The sequence below is a fragment of the Salipaludibacillus sp. CUR1 genome (assembly GCF_021028955.1).
GTDB lineage: Bacteria > Bacillota > Bacilli > Bacillales > Salisediminibacteriaceae > Salipaludibacillus.
In genome coordinates, this window is the sequence record NZ_JAIWPE010000095.1 from 131,640 (window position 1) to 150,573 (window position 18,934).

General features: G+C 40.7%; 16 protein-coding genes and 1 riboswitch. Of the genes, 11 read left to right on the forward strand and 5 right to left on the reverse strand.

Annotated features, from left to right (window positions below):
* Window positions 1–110: 110 nt before the first annotated feature.
* Both K8O68_RS18130 and K8O68_RS18135 read right to left on the reverse strand, forming a co-directional pair.
* Window positions 111–911 carry a YqhG family protein gene (locus tag K8O68_RS18130; protein WP_230898184.1) on the reverse strand — a complete coding sequence of 267 codons (801 nt, stop codon included), beginning with the start codon at window positions 909–911 and terminating at the stop codon, window positions 111–113.
* Window positions 898–2,574 carry a DEAD/DEAH box helicase gene (locus tag K8O68_RS18135; RefSeq protein ID WP_235788551.1) on the reverse strand — a complete coding sequence of 559 codons (1,677 nt, stop codon included), beginning with the start codon at window positions 2,572–2,574 and terminating at the stop codon, window positions 898–900. Before K8O68_RS18135 ends, K8O68_RS18130 begins: the two co-directional genes overlap by 14 nt.
* A 274-nt stretch (window positions 2,575–2,848) precedes the next feature.
* A riboswitch (glycine riboswitch) is annotated at window positions 2,849–2,958 on the forward strand.
* Between the two features lie 238 nt (window positions 2,959–3,196).
* On the opposite strand from K8O68_RS18135, the gene gcvT reads away from it, so the two are divergent.
* From gcvT to gcvPB, 3 genes are read left to right on the forward strand one after another with little or no spacing between them, the layout of a single operon-like run.
* Window positions 3,197–4,291: a glycine cleavage system aminomethyltransferase GcvT gene (gene gcvT, locus K8O68_RS18140; protein WP_230898185.1), complete on the forward strand. Its 1,095-nt coding sequence runs from the start codon at window positions 3,197–3,199 to the stop codon at window positions 4,289–4,291.
* Window positions 4,292–4,304: 13 nt separating this feature from the next.
* Window positions 4,305–5,651, forward strand: coding sequence for an aminomethyl-transferring glycine dehydrogenase subunit GcvPA (gcvPA, locus tag K8O68_RS18145; RefSeq protein WP_230898186.1), 1,347 nt, complete (start codon window positions 4,305–4,307; stop codon window positions 5,649–5,651).
* The gene (gene gcvPB / locus K8O68_RS18150) at window positions 5,648–7,111 is read left to right on the forward strand and encodes an aminomethyl-transferring glycine dehydrogenase subunit GcvPB (RefSeq protein WP_230898187.1); all 1,464 of its coding nucleotides are present in this window, start codon (window positions 5,648–5,650) and stop codon (window positions 7,109–7,111) included. Before gcvPA ends, gcvPB begins: the two co-directional genes overlap by 4 nt.
* 114 nt (window positions 7,112–7,225) lie before the next feature.
* On the opposite strand, the gene K8O68_RS18155 is transcribed toward gcvPB, so the two are convergent.
* The gene (locus tag K8O68_RS18155; RefSeq protein ID WP_093047310.1) at window positions 7,226–7,600 is read right to left on the reverse strand and encodes a rhodanese-like domain-containing protein; all 375 of its coding nucleotides are present in this window, start codon (window positions 7,598–7,600) and stop codon (window positions 7,226–7,228) included.
* Between the two features lie 184 nt (window positions 7,601–7,784).
* Here K8O68_RS18155 and K8O68_RS18160 point away from each other — a divergent pair, with 184 nt between their 5' ends.
* From K8O68_RS18160 to K8O68_RS18175, 4 genes are all read left to right on the forward strand, one after another.
* Window positions 7,785–8,615, forward strand: coding sequence for a lipoate--protein ligase family protein (locus K8O68_RS18160; RefSeq protein WP_230898188.1), 831 nt, complete (start codon window positions 7,785–7,787; stop codon window positions 8,613–8,615).
* 459 nt (window positions 8,616–9,074) lie between these two features.
* Window positions 9,075–12,758 (forward strand): vitamin B12-dependent ribonucleotide reductase, encoded by a 3,684-nt coding sequence (locus K8O68_RS18165; protein WP_235788561.1) that lies wholly within the window; start codon window positions 9,075–9,077, stop codon window positions 12,756–12,758.
* Between the two features lie 381 nt (window positions 12,759–13,139).
* Window positions 13,140–13,568, forward strand: coding sequence for a transcriptional regulator MntR (mntR, locus tag K8O68_RS18170; RefSeq protein ID WP_093047307.1), 429 nt, complete (start codon window positions 13,140–13,142; stop codon window positions 13,566–13,568).
* 89 nt (window positions 13,569–13,657) lie between these two features.
* Entirely contained in the window at window positions 13,658–14,548 is an 891-nt protein-coding gene (locus K8O68_RS18175) for a patatin-like phospholipase family protein (protein ID WP_230898190.1), read from the forward strand.
* Between the two features lie 8 nt (window positions 14,549–14,556).
* Here the strand turns inward: K8O68_RS18175 and K8O68_RS18180 are convergent, their stop codons facing one another.
* Both K8O68_RS18180 and K8O68_RS18185 read right to left on the reverse strand, forming a co-directional pair.
* The gene (locus K8O68_RS18180; RefSeq protein ID WP_230898191.1) at window positions 14,557–15,366 is read right to left on the reverse strand and encodes a hypothetical protein; all 810 of its coding nucleotides are present in this window, start codon (window positions 15,364–15,366) and stop codon (window positions 14,557–14,559) included.
* A 67-nt stretch (window positions 15,367–15,433) separates the two neighbouring features.
* Entirely contained in the window at window positions 15,434–15,820 is a 387-nt protein-coding gene (locus K8O68_RS18185; protein ID WP_230898192.1) for an SA1362 family protein, read from the reverse strand.
* Window positions 15,821–16,081: 261 nt separating this feature from the next.
* Here K8O68_RS18185 and K8O68_RS18190 point away from each other — a divergent pair, with 261 nt between their 5' ends.
* The 4 genes from K8O68_RS18190 to efp all read left to right on the forward strand — a co-directional run bounded on the left by K8O68_RS18190 (window position 16,082) and on the right by efp (window position 18,832).
* Window positions 16,082–16,579 carry a YqhR family membrane protein gene (locus tag K8O68_RS18190; RefSeq protein ID WP_230898193.1) on the forward strand — a complete coding sequence of 166 codons (498 nt, stop codon included), beginning with the start codon at window positions 16,082–16,084 and terminating at the stop codon, window positions 16,577–16,579.
* A 161-nt stretch (window positions 16,580–16,740) separates the two neighbouring features.
* A complete protein-coding gene (gene aroQ / locus K8O68_RS18195) occupies window positions 16,741–17,175 on the forward strand; it encodes a type II 3-dehydroquinate dehydratase (RefSeq protein WP_230898194.1) in 435 nt (144 codons plus the stop codon).
* Window positions 17,172–18,239: a M24 family metallopeptidase gene (locus K8O68_RS18200; RefSeq protein ID WP_230898195.1), complete on the forward strand. Its 1,068-nt coding sequence runs from the start codon at window positions 17,172–17,174 to the stop codon at window positions 18,237–18,239. The genes aroQ and K8O68_RS18200 overlap by 4 nt, the downstream gene beginning before the upstream one ends.
* 35 nt (window positions 18,240–18,274) lie before the next feature.
* The gene (efp, locus tag K8O68_RS18205; RefSeq protein ID WP_230898196.1) at window positions 18,275–18,832 is read left to right on the forward strand and encodes an elongation factor P; all 558 of its coding nucleotides are present in this window, start codon (window positions 18,275–18,277) and stop codon (window positions 18,830–18,832) included.
* Window positions 18,833–18,934 lie beyond the last annotated feature (102 nt).

Genomic DNA, 18,934 nt, shown 5'->3' on the forward strand with positions numbered 1-18,934 from the left:
ACCTCCTTAGTGTTTGCTATAGGATAAGGTGATTTTTTGTGCTATATATATTTTTTAAAAGTTCCACAGTGGGGGGAGGGTTAAGCTATAAAGTTCTGACCGGCCTCTTTTTATTCCTCTAAGGAAAAGCCTGTTAACGGGTGATTGTGCAAATGAAAAATGCCTCCATTAATAATTTCCAACTGGATTGAAGGAGCATAAAGCCCGGTAATTGATGCTTTTTCTTTTTCATATGAAGGAGGTTTCTCGGCAGTCCCTGCATAAAACCTTTCCAGGAGTGCAAGTTCTTTATCCATTTTACACATTGCTTCTTCAGCCCATTGATGGTTCTCTTTCTCGATCGTATGAAACAGATACTTGTGGATGCGCTCAATGCCGGAGACCGGTTTTATCAAAGGAGTTAAAGTAAAACAAAAATCCGGAATAGATACTTTTAAAGAGCCGCCTTTAACAAGAGAATGAAATTCTTTTAACATTTCCCCGGTTATCAGACTGAGTCCAATCGAAAAAATTTCTTCTTTTTTCTGATGGCAATGATAAACAATTTTTCCATTGAGACATAGCCAGGGTTTTAAAGGCACTGTATTTCCTTCAGGAGGGACAGGTTCAAAAAATTGGCCGAACCTGCCTTTTTCAATGACATAGGAAAAAATTTTATGAAGCCGGGGAGAGCCGAAATGGATTAATTCTCCCTCTTCTTCATTTGGATCTGTTTTTAAGCTTAATGTGGAGAGGTTTGGCTGACCTCCCATTTTTTCTATATAGTGCCAGTAGAAAGGCCTGTTCATAAGCGCTTTATCAAGTTCTTCTGTCAGCTGGACCTGAATCGAATATGGAGAAGTCTCAGTGATTGCACAGCCGTTTTCAGAGAAAAAAACTTTCAGGAATTTGCATATTTCAGTTTGTTGCATGGGTAGCCTCCTCGTTTTCTTCTTCTAATACGATTGAACTCAGGTGATCCAGTTTTATTCGCATCTCCCCTTCAGACTCAGACTGGGAAAATATCGATGATAAATGGCTTTGAATATGGTTTGAACCGAATTTTTCTAAAATATGGTCAAGTTCACCTATTACCCCTTCAAACAAACCTATTTTTTTATAAAGGAGTTTAAGAATGTGGTCCTCTATCGTATTTTCTACTGCAAGATGATAAATATTGACGTCTTTCTCCTGTCCAAGACGGTGAAGCCGGCCAATCCGCTGCTCAATCCTCATTGGATTCCAAGGTAAGTCATAATTTATAATACGGTGGCAGAATTGCAGGTTTATTCCTTCCCCGCCTGCCTCTGTCGCTATAAGAACCTGTGCCTGGTTTTGAAAAAGCTGTCTCATCCAGTCTTTTTTACTTCTTTTAAATCCTCCTCTGAAAGGCACTGATCGAATACCGTGCTGTCCTAAAAACCATTGCAGATAGAGCTGGGTAGCCCGGTACTCTGTAAAGATGACGACTTTCTCATCTTTTTCCCATGAATTTATCAGGTCCAGGACCTTATCGGCTTTAGGATGGGAAGGGAGGTGATTTAATGATGTCATCATATTAAGAAATTCCTGGTTCATCTGTTCAGATGGCATCTCCCTTTTTTCAACCGCATTTTTTAAAGTCATAAACACAGCTTCTCTGCTCGAGCAAAATTCTCTTTGCAAGGTCAATACAAGAAAACCTGATTGGGGAGATAGGTACTCTTCTTTCATTTTCTGCTTTAACTGGCAGATTTGCTGATATACAGAATGATAGTCAGAAGAGAAACGGACAGGAACTGTCTGGACGATCCTCTTTGGCCAATCCATTTCTGTTTCATCACGTCTGTTCCTGATCATCACTTTTTTAATAAGTTCCTGAAGCTCCCCGTAATGCTCACCTCGTTGAAAATAGTCATTAAAAGCTTCTTCGTCTCCCAGGTAGCCTGGTTTCAGTAAAGAAATTAAATGAAACAGCTCCGATAATTTGTTTTGCACAGGTGTAGCTGTTAACAGAAGACAGAACTTTTTTTTAACTTCCCGGACGAATTGGTAGTTTTTAGTTTTTTTATTTTTTAATTTATGAGCTTCATCAATAATGACCATATCATAGTCAATGTTTTTAATTATTTCAGCGTGATTCCCGCGTTTAGCTGTATCAATTGAAGTAACCATAATATCAACCGTTTCCCACTGCGGTTTTTTTCGCTGTTCCACGGCCGGGATATAAAATTTGGAATTAAGTTCAGCACACCACTGAGTTACGAGGGAAGCAGGGGCTAATATTAAAACTTTTTTGACAAGGCCCCGAATCATGTATTCTTTTAAAATTAAACCCGCTTCAATTGTTTTACCAAGCCCTACTTCATCCGCTAAAATAGCTCTGCCGTTCATTTCATTTAGTGCTTTACGGGCTGCATCGTACTGGTAATCGTGGAAAGTTAATTGAGGAAGCTGTTTAGGGGCTTCCAGCGTTTGAAAATCTGAAATCATATTTTTCTGCGCCGTTTCAAAAGCCATATTATACTGTTTCCAGCTGGACAAAGATTTTTGAAGGTTAAGTGCCTCTGTAAATTCTTCAATCCATTTATTATCGGTTAAAATAGGAGGCTGCAAAGCAATCTTCCTTTCTTTGTAGACTTAATATTACCGGACTGGCCTTGCCTTTATAACGTTTTACGCCATTTTTAAAATTGCCCATCACTATTAATAGAGCTTAATAGTAAAAAAATCTGAGTAAATGAATTTTCTGTAAAGTGACAAAAATGAAAACTTGGTTATTGCTTTAAAAAAAAGAAAGATGGTAACATAAGAGTAGTCAAAGATGCTTTAAGTAGTATGTGCACTTTTTTAAGATTTACTATATATCTGAAAATATTTATCTGTGCGAATGATAATAAGGGGAGAGAACGTTTGATTTGATAAGGTTTCAAATGAAACGTCGCCGAAGGAGCAAGCGCATGACGTGAATCTCTCAGGCAAAAAGACTCTTATTGGACGCGGCTCTGGAAAGTATCTGCTTTCAGCAGAACACCCATGGGGACACCTGAACTGCAGGGCTTTCAATTTTTGCGGCCTGCCCTGCATGTTAAGGGAAACTCTCAGGTACTCAAGACAGGGATATGCCAGTTTAAAGGCATATCCCTGTCTTTTTTTGGTTATGGTGTTGGATAACAGTGTATAAAAAGCATCTTTTTGTTGTTTTAATGAAGTACATATTAATGTGGAGGTGGAGTCATTGGCAGGTAAGCAGACACCATTATATGAGGTTTACGCAGAGTCAAATGGCAAGACAATTGATTTTGGGGGATGGGATCTTCCAGTCCAGTTCTCTGGAATTAAACAAGAGCATGAAGCAGTAAGGACGAAAGCAGGTTTATTCGATGTCTCTCATATGGGAGAAATTGAAGTTAAAGGCAAAGGCACCCTTTCTTTTCTTCAAAAGGTTCTAACAAATAATGTTCTTAAAGCAAAAAACGGTGCATGTCAATATACAGCAATGTGTTATGAAGACGGCGGGACAATTGACGACCTTGTACTCTATAAACGTGCAGATGATAATGTTCTTCTTGTCGTCAATGCCTCCAATATTGAAAAAGACTTTAAATGGTTAAAAGAGCACGCCACTGAAGATGTAGAGGTGGTAAATGTTTCTGAGGCGTATGCTCAATTATCTGTTCAGGGGCCGAAAGCTGAAGAGATTTCCCAGAGACTGACTAATGAAGACCTCTCTGAGATTACCTTTTTTAAATTCAGAGAAGGAGTGTCGTTCGCTGGAAAAGATGTCCTCGTTTCCCGAACAGGCTATACGGGAGAAGATGGATTTGAAATTTACTGCAAGCCTGAAGATGCTGTTCATTTATGGCGCAGCATCCTGGAAGAAGGGGAATCAGACGGGCTTTTGCCATGCGGACTGGGAGCCAGGGATACCCTCAGGTTTGAAGCTAAGCTTGCTTTATACGGCCAGGAGCTTTCTAAAGATATTACCCCGATTGAAGCCGGTATCGGGTTTGCAGTAAAAACGGATAAAGAAGAAGATTTTATTGGAAAAGAAGTCCTTAAAAAACAGAAAGAAGAAGGTGCACCACGGAAACTTTCAGGTCTGGAAATGATTGATAAGGGAATTCCTCGTACAGATTATGAAGTATTCAAAGATGGGGAAAAAATAGGTTTTGTAACGACGGGCACCCAATCCCCTACTCTGAAAAAGAATGTAGGGTTAGCTATGATTGATTCAGAGCATGCGGAACTTGGGAATATTGTGGAGGTACAAGTCAGGAAACGGCGTTTAAAAGCTGAAATTGTTAAAACACCTTTCTATAAAAGAGGCTAAGGGGGAAAGAGATATGGATAAATTTCGTTATCTGCCAATGACTGAAAAAGACCAGCAGGAGATGCTGGACACCATTGGGGTCAGCCATTTAGAAGAGCTTTTTGAAGATATTCCTAATGAGATTCGGTTTAAGGGAGATCTTAATATTGAAAAAGCGCTGGATGAAACAAGTCTCGTAAAGGAAATGACGAGACTTGCAGAAAAGAACCGCCACTTGAAAGAGTATCCATCTTTTTTAGGGGCTGGTGTATACGAGCATTATATTCCGTCTGTGGTGAACCATATGCTTTTAAGATCTGAGTTTTATACTGCTTACACACCTTATCAGCCTGAAATTTCACAAGGTGAGCTGCAGGGAATTTTTGAATTCCAGACTATGATCTGTGAGCTGACAGGTATGGAGATTGCCAACTCATCAATGTACGATGGACCTACGGCTCTTGCAGAAGCAGCTATGATGAGTGCAGGCCAGACTAAAAAGAAAACCATTCTTGTTTCCAAGACTGTTCATCCTGAGGCACGGCAAGTCTTAAAGACAAGTGCCAAAGGGCAGAACCTGACGGTAATAGAAATTGATGAAAAAGACGGTGTGACCGACTTAGATCACCTTAAGTCAGAGTATAACGATGATACGGCGAGTGTCATCTTGCAATACCCTAATTTCTTTGGACAAATTGAAGACCTTGAGGCCGCTGAAAAAATTGCTCATCAAGGGAAATCATTGTTTGTTGTTTCTTCGAATCCATTAAGCCTTGGAGTTCTTCAACCGCCTGGAGAGTACGGGGCAGATGTTGTGGTAGGGGATGCTCAGCCGTTTGGAATTCCAACCCAGCTTGGCGGGCCTCACTGCGGCTATTTTGCTGTGACGAAAAAACTGATGCGCAAGGTGCCGGGCAGGCTGGTCGGACAGACGACAGACGATCATGGCCAGCGGGGATTTGTCCTGACCCTTCAGGCAAGGGAGCAGCACATCCGCAGGGATAAAGCGACGAGTAATATATGCTCTAACCAGGCATTGAATGCACTTGGTGCTTCAATCGCAATGAGCGCACTCGGGAAGAATGGCCTGCGCGAGATGGCTGAGCAAAACGTTCAAAAAGCTCATTATGCCAGAAAACAACTGGAAAAGAACGGAGTAGAAGTGGTCACTGAAAAACCTTTCTTCAATGAATTTGTTGTCCGGCTTCCGAAACCTGTAAAAGAAGTAAACGAGAAGCTTATGGCCGAAGGAATTATTGGCGGATTGGACCTTTCCAGGTTTTACGAAAATAAAGAGAATGACATGCTCGTAGCAGTGACTGAATTAAGAACTAAAGACGAAATCGATAAATTTGCTTCAGTATTGGGGGGAGTCCAATGAATGAAAAAAACCAGGCCTTAATTTTTGAACTGAGTAAAGAAGGGCGTACCGGGCACAGTCTGCCTGAGCTGGATATTGAAGAAATGGATATGGATGAATTAATTCCTTCACAGCACAGAAGAAAAGAAGAACCAGAGCTTCCTGAAGTATCTGAGCTGCAAATTGTCCGCCACTACACCGCACTTTCAAGACGGAACCACGGTGTGGATTCAGGATTTTACCCGCTCGGTTCATGTACGATGAAATACAATCCTAAAATAAATGAAGATATGGCGCGCCTGTCTGGATTTGCTCATTTGCATCCATACCAGGAAGAGTCAACAATACAAGGGGCTCTTGAGCTTATGTATAAACTCCAGCGTGCTCTTGAAGAAATAACCGGGATGGACCAGGTGACACTCCAGCCAGCTGCCGGAGCTCATGGAGAATGGACTGGTCTGATGCTTATAAGGGCTTACCATGAGGCGAACGGCGACCATCAGCGGACAAAAGTAATAGTTCCTGACTCGGCTCATGGAACAAATCCAGCGTCTGCTGTGGTAGCTGGGTTTGAATCAGTTACCGTAAGATCGAATGAGCGTGGGCTGGTGGACCTTGATCACCTTCGGGAAATAGCGGGAGAGGATACAGCGGCTCTAATGCTGACTAATCCGAATACCCTGGGGTTATTTGAAGAGCAAATAGTAGAGATGGCAGAAATTATACACGAAGCCGGAGGCAAGCTTTATTATGATGGAGCTAACTCAAACGCGATTCTGGGTATTACCAGACCAGGAGACATGGGCTTTGATGTCGTCCATTTAAATCTTCATAAAACCTTTACCACACCTCACGGGGGAGGTGGACCGGGGTCCGGCCCTGTCGGAGTCAAACAGGATCTTGTACCATATTTGCCGGCTCCATTAATCATTCAGGACAAGGATAAGTACCGATTTGATTATCACATTCCTGAGTCAATCGGCCGGGTTAAACCGTTTTACGGAAATTTCGGCATTAATGTAAGAGCGTACACTTACATCAGAACAATGGGACCTGGAGGGTTGCGTAAAGTTTCTGAGTATGCGGTGCTGAATGCCAACTATATGCTCCGTCGCCTTGAACCGTATTTTGACGCTCCTTACACCCAGCATTGTAAGCATGAGTTTGTACTGTCCGGCAAGAGACAGAAGAAACTGGGAGTCCGGACCCTTGATATGGCCAAAAGGCTGCTTGATTTCGGCTATCATCCGCCTACTATTTACTTCCCAATTAACGTGGAAGAATGTTTAATGGTGGAACCTACTGAAACGGAATCCAAAGAAACGCTTGATGAGTTTTGTGATGCAATGATCCAAATTGCTAAAGAAGCTGAAGAATCTCCTGAAGTGGTCCAGGAGGCGCCTCATCATACAGTCATTGACCGTCTGGATGAGACCACAGCAGCCCGTAAGCCGGTTCTCCGCTATCAAAAAGAAGCATAGGGAAGATTGACACAAAAAAGGCCTTGTCTGCAAAATAAATTGCAGATAAGGCCCCTTTTATTTTAAAAATAATTTAACTCTGTTAAATTTAAGGCTTTCGCCTGAACATGATGTTTATTTTTTTATTTTTCCGGTCCATTTACGAAATCCGCCTTTTAGCTGGTTTAAATCTTCGGCGTTTCGTTTCTTCTTTAGAATTCTTGCTGCCTGTACCGTTCTCGTGCCATTCTGGCAATAGAGATAAACAGGCTTATCCGGCCTGATTTCGGTCGCACGCTGTCTTAACTGAGATAAAGGAATGTTTCTGGCGCCAAGGATATGGCCAGTCTTAAACTCCTTTTCTTCCCTCACATCAATCAGCTGAGCTTTGCGGTAATTCTGTTTAAACTCTTCCTGTGTGAGAGTGGTTAAATATTTCGGCTTTTTCATCCGGAGCACAAGAACGACAACAAGTGCTGCAGTTAAAATGATTAATAACCATGTACTCATATGGCCCCTCCTTTAAACATCTGCATTTAAAAACCCGGCTGCAAAGCCGGAGCTTTTCTGTCCCATATAAATGATAAACTGAAAAGGTTAAGTTGGCAACGGTTGATATTTATTGTTTTGAGTTTGAACGATGAATTCGGTATGATATACAAATGGAAAATATAATACGGACAGGAGAGATAGAATGGAAACCTGGTATTTTATTGATTCAAAAGACCAGTCGCCCGCCTATAATATGGCACTGGATGAGAAGCTGATGGACTGGCACAGAGAAGGGACTATTCCTCCGGTGGTCAGGTTTTACGGCTGGAATCCGCCGACATTATCAGTTGGCTATTTCCAGCATATAGAGAAAGAAATAAATATGGAGGCAGTTAAAGCCCATGGTCTCGGTTTTGTCAGACGGCCAACAGGAGGAAGAGGCGTTCTTCATGATGATGAACTGACATACAGTGTGATTGTCTCTGAATCCCAAAATGCTATGCCTGACACAGTAACAGAAGCTTACCGTGTTATTTCCCAGGGTCTTCTTGAGGGTTTCAGAAACTTGAACCTTCAGGCTGAATTCTCGATTCCCAGATCAAAGGAAGAGAAAGACAGACTAAAGCGCCCTCGTTCTGCTGTCTGCTTTGACGCTCCATCATGGTATGAAATGATAGTAGAAGGCAGGAAAGTCGCAGGAAGTGCACAGACAAGACAAAAAGGGGTCATTTTACAACACGGGTCGATCATCAGGTCAGTAGACGTTGATAAATTATTTGATTTGTTTCTTTACAAGAGTGACAGGGCGAGGGAACGGATGCAAAAAGGGTTTCATAAAAAAGCGGCAGCTATTAATGAATTAACTGAGGCCCCTGTCTCAATGAATGATATAAAACAGGCGTTCCGGAAAGGTTTTGAGAAAGGTCTCGATATCCACTTGAAAGAGTATGCTCTTGAAGCCGGCCAGAAGGAGCAGGTAAAAGACCTGATGGAAAAGAAATATGACAGCGAGGCATGGAATTTTAAGTGGTAACATCGATTTTATTATTGTTGCCGGGTAAAAAAACTGGTAATATATTTTCTTGTGCAGAGTAACTTAAAAAGACTGCAAAAGTTGTCGATATTTCTTATTGGGCAGCAAATGCCTCTATAAAGGTCTTTTTATTCCATGAATCCTGCAACTGACAAAATTCGCCGATTTGTATGTTTTTAATAGCGAAATAAAGGTTATTCTTAACTATACTGTCTTTTACAGCAATTTTTAAAGTTGACAATTTCATATTTTTTTGTCCAATAATCAATATATAGTATGTAAAACATTTTCATGAGCACTATATATTGAATATTGGAGATCGCTATGATATATTGAAACAAGCATAGACGAAGCTTTATTCATAGAAATAAAGCTTCGTCTTTTAAATCAAAACAAACAACAAGAAGTATAGCATTCAATGAATTTTATACAAAGGAGCGGAAGCCAGTGACCACCTTTATGTCAGAAAAGGGAATAAATATTGAGCAGCTCAACCGTGATATTGAAGAGTTCCCTCAAGTTTTTCCCGTCACACCAGACATGAACCGCAAGCAAAGCGGCGTGTCCCGGCTAGTTATGCTGGATCGTTACACGTTTAAAGACACTGAAAAAAAGACGCTTAAAAAAGGGGACTTTGTTGTACTGACAGTTAAAGCAGACCCTAAATTCCCGGCAAGAGGCTATGGCTTTGTTACAGACCTTGACTGGGATGAAGGCAAGGCCAAAATTCAAGTAGAAGAAGAATTTCTTGCAGTCCTTGACGATCCCGAGGAGAAAAAAACAGGTATTGTTGAGCGTACGCTGGACACGATTGATAAACCGCTTGAAGTCTATTATGAACAAATAGCAAAGAGAAATGCCAGAGGTCTGGCGGAAGTGGAAACTGATCCTGAAAAGCGGGAAGAATCGTTTGAAAAGTTTTACCATGAATTAGTTAATATGAATTTCGTTCCAGCCGGCAGGGTGCTGTATGGAGCAGGGGCAGACACAGATGTGACGTATTTTAACTGTTATGTTATGCCGTTCGTGGAAGATTCGAGAGAAGGTATTTCAGAACACCGTAAACAAGTCATGGAAATCATGAGCCGCGGTGGCGGTGTGGGAACTAACGGGTCTACACTGCGCCCGAGAAACACGCTTGCCAGAGGTGTAAACGGAAAGTCTTCAGGCTCTGTTTCCTGGCTGGATGACATCGCAAAGCTTACCCACCTCGTTGAGCAAGGGGGATCCAGAAGGGGAGCTCAGATGATTATGCTTGCGGACTGGCACCCGGATGTATTGGAATTTATTATTTCTAAAATGCAGAATCCGCGTATTCTCCGTTATCTTTCTGAAAACACAGAGGATACACAAATTAAACGGCTGATTCAGGAAAAATTAAAGTTTACTCCTTTAAGTGAACTGGAAGAAGCAATGTATCAAAGTATTGTGAATTATAAAAGTATCGAGGGCCAAGGCGGCTTTGACCCTAAAGTCATTGTAGAAGCTGAAGACAAACTGCGTACAGGCGGCACTTATTCTGTAAATAATCCCGATTTCTTAACAGGCGCCAATATTTCGGTCTGCATTACGAAAGAATTTATGGAAGCTGTCGAAAACCAGTCATACTATGAACTCCGTTTTCCTGATGTTGAAAATTATACTGCTGAAGAGATGGAAGCATATAATCGGGAATGGCAGCAGTACGGAGATGTACGTGAATGGGAAGAAATGGGTTTCGGTGTCAGAACATACAGAAAGATTAAAGCTGAAGAACTTTGGAATTTAATTAATATATGTGCGACGTATTCGGCAGAACCAGGCATTTTCTTTATTGATAACGCAAATGAAATGACAAATGCGTCGGCTTATGACCAAAAAGTCGTAGCAACAAATCCATGTTTCCACCCAAATACGCGCATATCAACAGAATTTGGCTTGATGAAAATTGAAGATTTATATAATAAAGTCGGTAATCAATCATTTATGACTGCCACTGATAACCGACTCACAAATCAGTTGCAACTTGTTAATGGTAGATATTACGAAAAGCCAGGTCTAACACATCGAAAAGCAACTGTATTTCCAACTGGGGAAAAACAAACGCTGCTCCTTTCTCTTAAAAACGGAATGGAATTAAATGTGACACCTGATCATCGTATTTTTACTCAACGAGGATGGGTTGAAGCAAAAGATATTGATCGGAATGATCTGATATATATTCAGTCTGGAGAAGGTGCTTTCGCTTCTGAGGATAGCATTGGAGAGAACGCAGCAATGTTCTTAGGCTGGTTAACTGGTGACGGCTGGGTTGCAAAGGACGGACGCATCGGCATGGTCTTCGGTAAAGATGACAAGGAAGTTATACCTGAAATGATTAAAGCGGGTGAATCTCTCAGCGGTTTAAAGGCGAAGGTTTTTGAACGCGAAAATGGAACGTTCCAGATTAGTTATAATAGAGCAGCATTCACTGAAAAAATTAAGCAATTAGGAATGGATTCAAAAAGGTCCTTTGAAAAGCGTGTCCCTGAATCGATCTTTACAGGTACTAAAGAGACTGTTACTACCTATTTACAAGCTTTGTTCTCCGCAGATGGAACGATATATACTAAAGATAAAAATCACCGTTCTGCGCGATTGGCTTCCTCTTCAAAAGAACTTTTGCAAGATGTTCAATTGCTTTTGCTGAACTATGGAATTCACGGTAAAATTTACGCACGGCCTAAAACAAATCAGGCAAAATTCAATTATATAACAATTAATGGTGAACATAAATCATACGAAAGTAAATTATTCTATGAGCTGATTCTGTCAGGAACGAATTTATCTCAGTTTAAGGAGAAAATTGGGTTCAGGTTTATAGAACGAAAAGAAAGAGCTCTTGATCTTGTCCCTGAATCTTCTAGAAAAAAAGAGAAATTTATTACTCAATTAGATACTGTAAGTCATGGTGAAACCGTAACTGTTTATGACATTACTGAACCAGAGACACATTCACTTATTGCCAATGGTTGTGTTGTTCATAACTGTGGTGAACAACCTCTTGCACCATATAGTGTCTGTAATTTAGCAGCAGTAAATCTCGCTGAAATGGCAGATAAAGAGAATAAAGTCGTTGATTTTGATAAGCTTGAAAGAACAGTAGCAACCGGTGTGCGTATGCAGGACAATGTCATTGATGCCACTCCGTATTTCTTAAAAGAGAACACTGATCAGGCTCTCGGGGAACGGCGTGTCGGCCTTGGTGTAATGGGTCTTCATGACCTCCTTATCCACACTGAAACCGTATATGGTTCAGATGAGGGTAATGAACTTGTAGATCAAGTCTTTGAAACCATTGCTACGACTGCTTACAGGACAAGCATTGAACTGGCTAAAGAAAAGGGAAGCTTTCCGTATCTTACAGGTTCAAACGACAACGAAACTAATCATCTGAGAGAAAAATTCACGCAAACAGGATATATGGAAAAAATGCCTGAAGATATTCTTGAAGGGATAAAAGAGAACGGAATTAGAAACTCTCACCTTCTTACCGTGGCGCCAACAGGCTCCACAGGAACAATGGTAGGCGTCTCAACAGGGCTGGAACCATACTTTTCTTTCTCTTACTTCAGAAGTGGCAGGTTAGGGAAGTTTATCGAAGTAAAAGCGGAGATTCTTCAGGATTACTTGAACAAGCATCCGGAAACAGATCCGAATAACCTGCCTGAATGGTTTATTTCAAGCATGGATCTGACTCCTGAAGCTCACGCTGATGTCCAGTGCGTTATTCAAAGATGGGTAGACAGCTCTTTAAGTAAAACAGTAAATGCCCCTAAAGGGTATACAGTTGACCAGGTAAAGAGTGTTTATGAACGCCTCTATAAAGGCGGGGCAAAAGGCGGAACTGTTTACGTAGATGGAAGCCGTGATTCGCAGGTATTGACGCTGAAAGCTGAAGAAAACGATGAGTATGCAGTTGACCTTACGGGTGGAGAAGCAAAGGATGAGCAGAAAAGTAAAGTGGTCCTAGTTGATACAATTGCAGACCTCAGATCTACTTCTGTTACTTACGGGAGTGAAGTCGGTGATACGTGTCCTGTCTGCCGTAAAGGGACAGTTGAAGATATTGGCGGATGTAACACTTGTACTAATTGTAACGCCCAGTTAAAGTGCGGTTTATAAAATGAGTCTTGTTCCTGAGGACTTTTAATTGAACGGGTCATTCATAAGGAACAATTTGATTTATAACAGTTAGACAAACGAATAAAAGCAGTATAAAGCACCTCCAATTTTAGACAGGTTCTAAAATCAGGAGGTGCTTTTACTACACGCGGAGTGTACCGTGTACCGGCAGATAGTAAATAAACTCAGCCTAAGTTAATAAGGTCTCTCCATCTGAATCAAGATATTTTTTGCATAGCCACTTTCAGGCCTGCTTAAGGAAGATTATTCTATTGTTTTTCCTGCCCTGGTAGAGAGTAAAGGTTTTTTATAGTATAATTCTAACTGCACTGCACACTATTAATCACTATATGCCGAATTGATTTTCTGGAGGGGACTCTCATGCCTACACCTAGTATGGAAGACTATTTAGAACGTATTTATATGTTAATTGAAGAAAAAGGATACGCCAGGGTTTCCGATATAGCTGATGCCCTTGAAGTGCATCCGTCCTCTGTTACTAAAATGGTTCAGAAACTCGATGCAAAAGAGTATTTGATATATGAAAAGTATCGCGGACTTGTTCTAACTGCTAAAGGAAAGAAAATTGGTAAAAGACTTGTTTACAGGCATGAATTACTGGAAGAATTCATGAAGATTATAGGAGTAAATGAGGAAGGTATTTATGAAGATGTTGAGGGAATTGAACATCATTTAAGCTGGGATGCGATTGACCGCATCGGGGATTTAGTTCAGTATTTTGAAGAAAACCCGAAAAGAGTTGAAGATCTCAGGCTTGTCCAAAAACAAAATGATGAGCTGAATGAATAAAGCCGGCCGCATTGAATCAGACCGATTCAGTGTGGCCGGTATTTTTTTGTTAAAAATAAATACACATGAATAAGAGAAGGAGGGGTTTGATGAAAGTGGACGCTGTGTTTGCGGGGGGCGGGGTTAAAGCTTTGGCTTTTACCGGGGCAATGGAAGCCATGTCGTCAAAAGGCATTTCCATAGAAAGGGCAGCCGGGACGAGCGCAGGTGCTATTACTGCCGCTTTTATTAAATCAGGCTATAAAGCAGATGAAATTTACAATTTGTTTAATGAAATAGATGTTAAACAGTTCCTCGATCCGGGCCCTGTCGGGACAATTTTTCCTTTTTTAAGGTGGCTTCGTTTATACAGTCAAATGGGCCTTTATAAAGGGGAAGCATTCGAAGAGTGGCTGCAGGACGCCTTAGCTAATAAAGGAGTCAGAACGTTTGGAGATTTGCCTGAAGGCTGTTTAAAAATGGTAGCTTCGGACATCACCAATGGCCGGTTTATTATCCTCCCGGACGACTTGCCGAAATATGGAATTGACAGCGGTAGTTTTTCTGTAGCGAAAGCAGTCAGAATGAGCTCCAGCCTTCCTTTTTTCTTCGAACCGGTAAAAATAAAAAACCAGAAAGGAAACGAAGCTGTTATAGTGGACGGCGGTGTCCTCAGTAATTTTCCGATCTGGCTGTTTATAAGAAAAGGAGAAATAAAAAGAAAAAGGCCTGTATTAGGCCTGCGGCTGTCTCCGGAATATGAAGAGACACCTCATAATAAAATAACGAACAGCCTCTCATTGCTTCACTCCATGTTTGATACAATGAGAACTGCCCATGACCAGCGGTACGTCGCGAAAGTCCATGCTGAAAATATCATTTTTATTCCGGTAAAAGGGGTTTCCACCACTCAATTTCAAATGACTGAGCAAGAAAGAAAAGACTTAATTAACCTTGGCAAAAAATCTGCAATGAATTTTCTCTCTAAATGGAGTTATTAGCCAAGCCGTTAAAAGATTTCACGGCTTTTTCCCTGCTGTTCATATACTTTAGTTACGAGCAGGAGCAGAGGTACGAAAAAGGTCAGCCAAAGGCCTGCAAATATGCCGGCGACCAAGGTCATAAATGGAAAATTGAAAGGCCCGAATGAATAAATTAAATATCCCATTACAAGGCCAAAACCGCCTAATAATAATGAAAGCAGTTTAGCCGTCATATTCCCCGGCTTGATTTTGGCACGAACTTTGAACTGCTCTAAAGTGACTCCTGTCCCTGCTCCTAATAGGATTCCAGGGAGCAGGAGAAAGCCTGTTTCAGGATAGATTAATCCTCCAAGGAATAATGGAAGAATAATTGAAAAAGCAAATAAATAAGGTTCCGGCATAGCGCCCATCCAGTCAAGGCTCCGGTAATACATATAACTTATAAAACCGCCAATCAGTATACCTCCAACAATTGAAAAAACCGGCGTATTCTGGATAAACAGATAACTCACACTGATTACAAGGGGCGGGAAAAGGCAAAGCATCACTTCTACCCGTCTTTTAACTAATGGAATGAAAAAAGAAAAAAGAGTCATGGAAGCCTGTATATGCGGGTGAGTTAAAGGCAAGAGCTGCTCTTCAGTATATAAGTAGGGAAAATACATAGTAATAATAAACCCGAAAGAAAGTGAGAGAACGGTTAAATAAAGCACTTGAAAGCCTAAGCGTTTACTGAGTGTCCAGTAAATAACCCCTGTAATGATCATAAAACTCAGTAAAAGCCACTCCGACCATACCCCTTGTGTTAAATAGGGGCTTGCCATATCGCTCAGCATACACTCACTCCTTTCGTTCAGTAAAATGGTATTTTATACGGCAGAAGGAAAGAAAAAAACCAAGCGTTTAAAACAATGCTCGGCTCTTTTTCTTCTGTTTGTTCTTTTTACCCTCAATTACCGTAAGTTTAACATCTGACTGTCGTTTAACAAGGGGCCGGTTGATTGACTTCTTCTTCTCTTTCTTTTTGTTTGAAAAGGAGATGGGTTTCTTTTTCTTCGGCTGTCCCTGGTAAGCATGCATGCCCTGCTGGTGGGCAAACGATGCTTGGCGACGCATTAGTCTGGGCATTATAAAACTTTTAAACAACAGAAGAATTAAAGCGACTATTCCGACAGTGACAAGAATCTGTGTGACAAATGCCCCCGGATTAGTAAAAAGCCTGAATCCGATCCCAATCACTGCCAGACCCATGATTGTTAAAATCACAGGGTGGTAAGAATTACGAAACATATCCACACACCTCCAATCGTTAATATGACTAACTTTCTAACAAGTATGTGCTTTATAAGTTTTTTTATTTAAAAACATGAGTGAAATTATAACATCTGTACCCTAACTACTTAATACTATTCTACATAAAAAGGTTCAATCCCTCTATTTAAATAAACCCGTTATATTACTATTCCCCTATCTCTAATGGTTTACACCTGACATTTGAACCCCATAATAAATTTATACTTTCTGGACATAATGTATATGAGGTGAGATTAAATGGAAAAAAAGACTGATAATTATTCAAATGAAAACACGTCATTCAATTCTGCAGTTGCTGTCACCGGGTTTGCTGGGGGAATAATATGGAGTGTGATCGGCTACATTGCCTATTTTTTTAATTTTATTTCTTTTGGGCCTGCAATTGTACTGATGCCTTGGGCCTTGGGAGAATGGAAAACAGGCCCGTTAGGCCAATGGATAGGGATTGTAATTATAGGTGTTTTATCAATCGGTTTAGCATTTTTGTATCGTTTGTTATTTGCAAAAATAAACAAATTCTGGCCTGGTCTCCTGTTTGGAGGCGCCTTGTGGCTGCTGGTTTTTTTTATAATGAACCCCTTATTTAAAGGAATAAACTTTATACCTGTGCTGGATTTTAACACTTTAGTAACCTCATTATCACTATATCTTATTTACGGGCTTTTTATCGGTTACTCTATATCATTTGACTATTACGAGAGGTCCAGGCAAAACGAGGCAACTGTTCAAGAGTAAGGACGTGTGATAGAATGTTCTGTGGAACATTCTTCTTTTTTATTCTTTTTAGAAAATTAAAACTTAAGGCTTTTGTCATGGACTGACGGAGTTTCTGAGGTTTAAAAATCTTTCACAGTAACAAAACTGCAGCTAAAAGAGTATGATCGGAGGAAAGTGCCATGGATATCCTCATATTAAACGGTCCAAACCTGAACCGTCTGGGGAAAAGAGAACCGGATATTTACGGAACAGTAACATTAAAAGACATAGAGGAAAAAACAGCAGATTACGGAAGCAAAAAAGGAATAACAGTAACATGCAAACAGTCTAACTGGGAAGGGCAGCTGATCGACTGGATTCATGAAGCTGCTGAAAAAATGGACGGGATTATTATTAATCCGGGAGCGTTTACCCATTACAGTTATGCTATCAGAGATGCTGCGGCAAGTATAGACATTCCTGTAATAGAAGTCCACATTTCTAATATCCATGCCAGAGAAGATTTTAGAAAGAACTCAGTTATAGCCCCTGTTACTGGAGGTCAAATCAGCGGATTCGGCCCTGCAGGCTATGAAATGGCTATTGATTATTTGGTGAGGAGGAAAAATATATGACACGTTTAAACGATTTACGCCAGCAGTTTAAGAAAAATAAAATTGACGGTATGCTTGTAACAAGCCAGTATAACCGCAGGTATTTAACAAATTTCACAGGAACTGCAGGAGTAGCTTTAGTATCAGAGAAAGAAGCTAAATTTATTACTGATTTTCGTTATGTTGAGCAGGCTGAAGCCCAGACAGAAGGATTTGAAATTGTAGAGCATACCTCTCCTATTCATGAAGAAGTGGCAAGGCAAGCGAAAAAAATGGGAATAGCCTATCTCGGATTTGAAAAAGATTATCTTACATACAGTCAATATGATGTCTATCAAAATACTTTAAAAGCAGAGTTTGTCCCAGTGAGCGGTCTTGTGGAAAATATGAGACTTATTAAAACCCCTCAGGAATTAGAGGTCATCCAGGAAGCGGTCGATATAGCGGACGCTGCTTTTACTCATATCCAATCTTTTATCCGTCCAGGCGTTAAAGAAATAGATGTCTCCAACGAACTGGAATTCTTTATGAGAAAACAGGGAGCAGTTTCATCTTCATTTGATATCATTGTCGCTTCCGGATACCGGTCGGCGCTCCCTCATGGCGTAGCAAGTGAAAAGGTTATTGAAAAAGGGGAACTGGTCACTCTGGATTTCGGAGCTTACTATAAAGGATACTGTTCAGATATTACGAGAACGGTAGCAGTCGGTGAGCCTGGCGAAGAATTAAGAAAAATATACAATATTGTACTGGAAGCCCAGCTAAAAGGTGTAAATGGGATTAAAGCGGGAATCACAGGTAAAGAAGCTGACGCTCTTACCCGGGATTATATTAAAGAGCAGGGCTACGGTGAATACTTCGGCCATTCAACCGGTCATGGAATGGGTCTTGAAGTACATGAAGGACCAGGGCTTTCCTTCAGATCGGATAAAGTATTAGAGCCGGGCATGGTGGTCACAGTTGAACCAGGTGTTTATGTTGCCGGTAAAGGCGGTACAAGAATAGAAGATGACATTGTAATTACTGAAAACGGAAATAATATTCTTTCTAAATCTACAAAAGAACTACTCATTCTCGGAGAATAAATAACTAATTAACTTATCTTTTAGGAGGACATCAGATGATTTCAGTAAACGATTTTAAAACTGGATTAACAGTTGAGGTTGACGGCGATATTTGGCAGGTTATAGAATTCCAGCATGTTAAGCCAGGTAAAGGGGCGGCTTTTGTCCGTACTAAACTTAGAAGCATGAGAAACGGAAGCATTCAGGAAAAAACTTTCAGAGCTGGTGAAAAAGTGGCTAAAGCTCATTTGGAAAACAATAAAATGCAATATTTATATTCCAGTGGAGAGACTCACGCATTTATGGATACAAGCAGTTACGAGCAAATTGAACTTACGAGTGACCAGATCCGTGAACAGCTGAAGTACTTAAAAGAAAATATGGAAGTGCAAGTGCTCCAGTATCAGGATGAAATACTCGGAGTAGAAGTCCCGGTTACTGTTCACCTTACTGTTACGGAGACTGAGCCTGGAATTAAAGGTGACACCGCTTCCGGAGGAACTAAACCTGCGACAGTGGAAACGGGGTTAACAGTGCAAGTGCCTTTCTTTGTAAATGAAGGGGATGTCCTTGTCATTGACACGAGAGAAGGTAAATACGTTTCAAGAGCCTAATACAATGATAACCATCGAGAAAAGCCGAAGATGTATCTTACGATATTTCTTCGGCTTTTTCCTTTTGTACTTAACAAAAATTATTGTGACTAAGTATAAAGG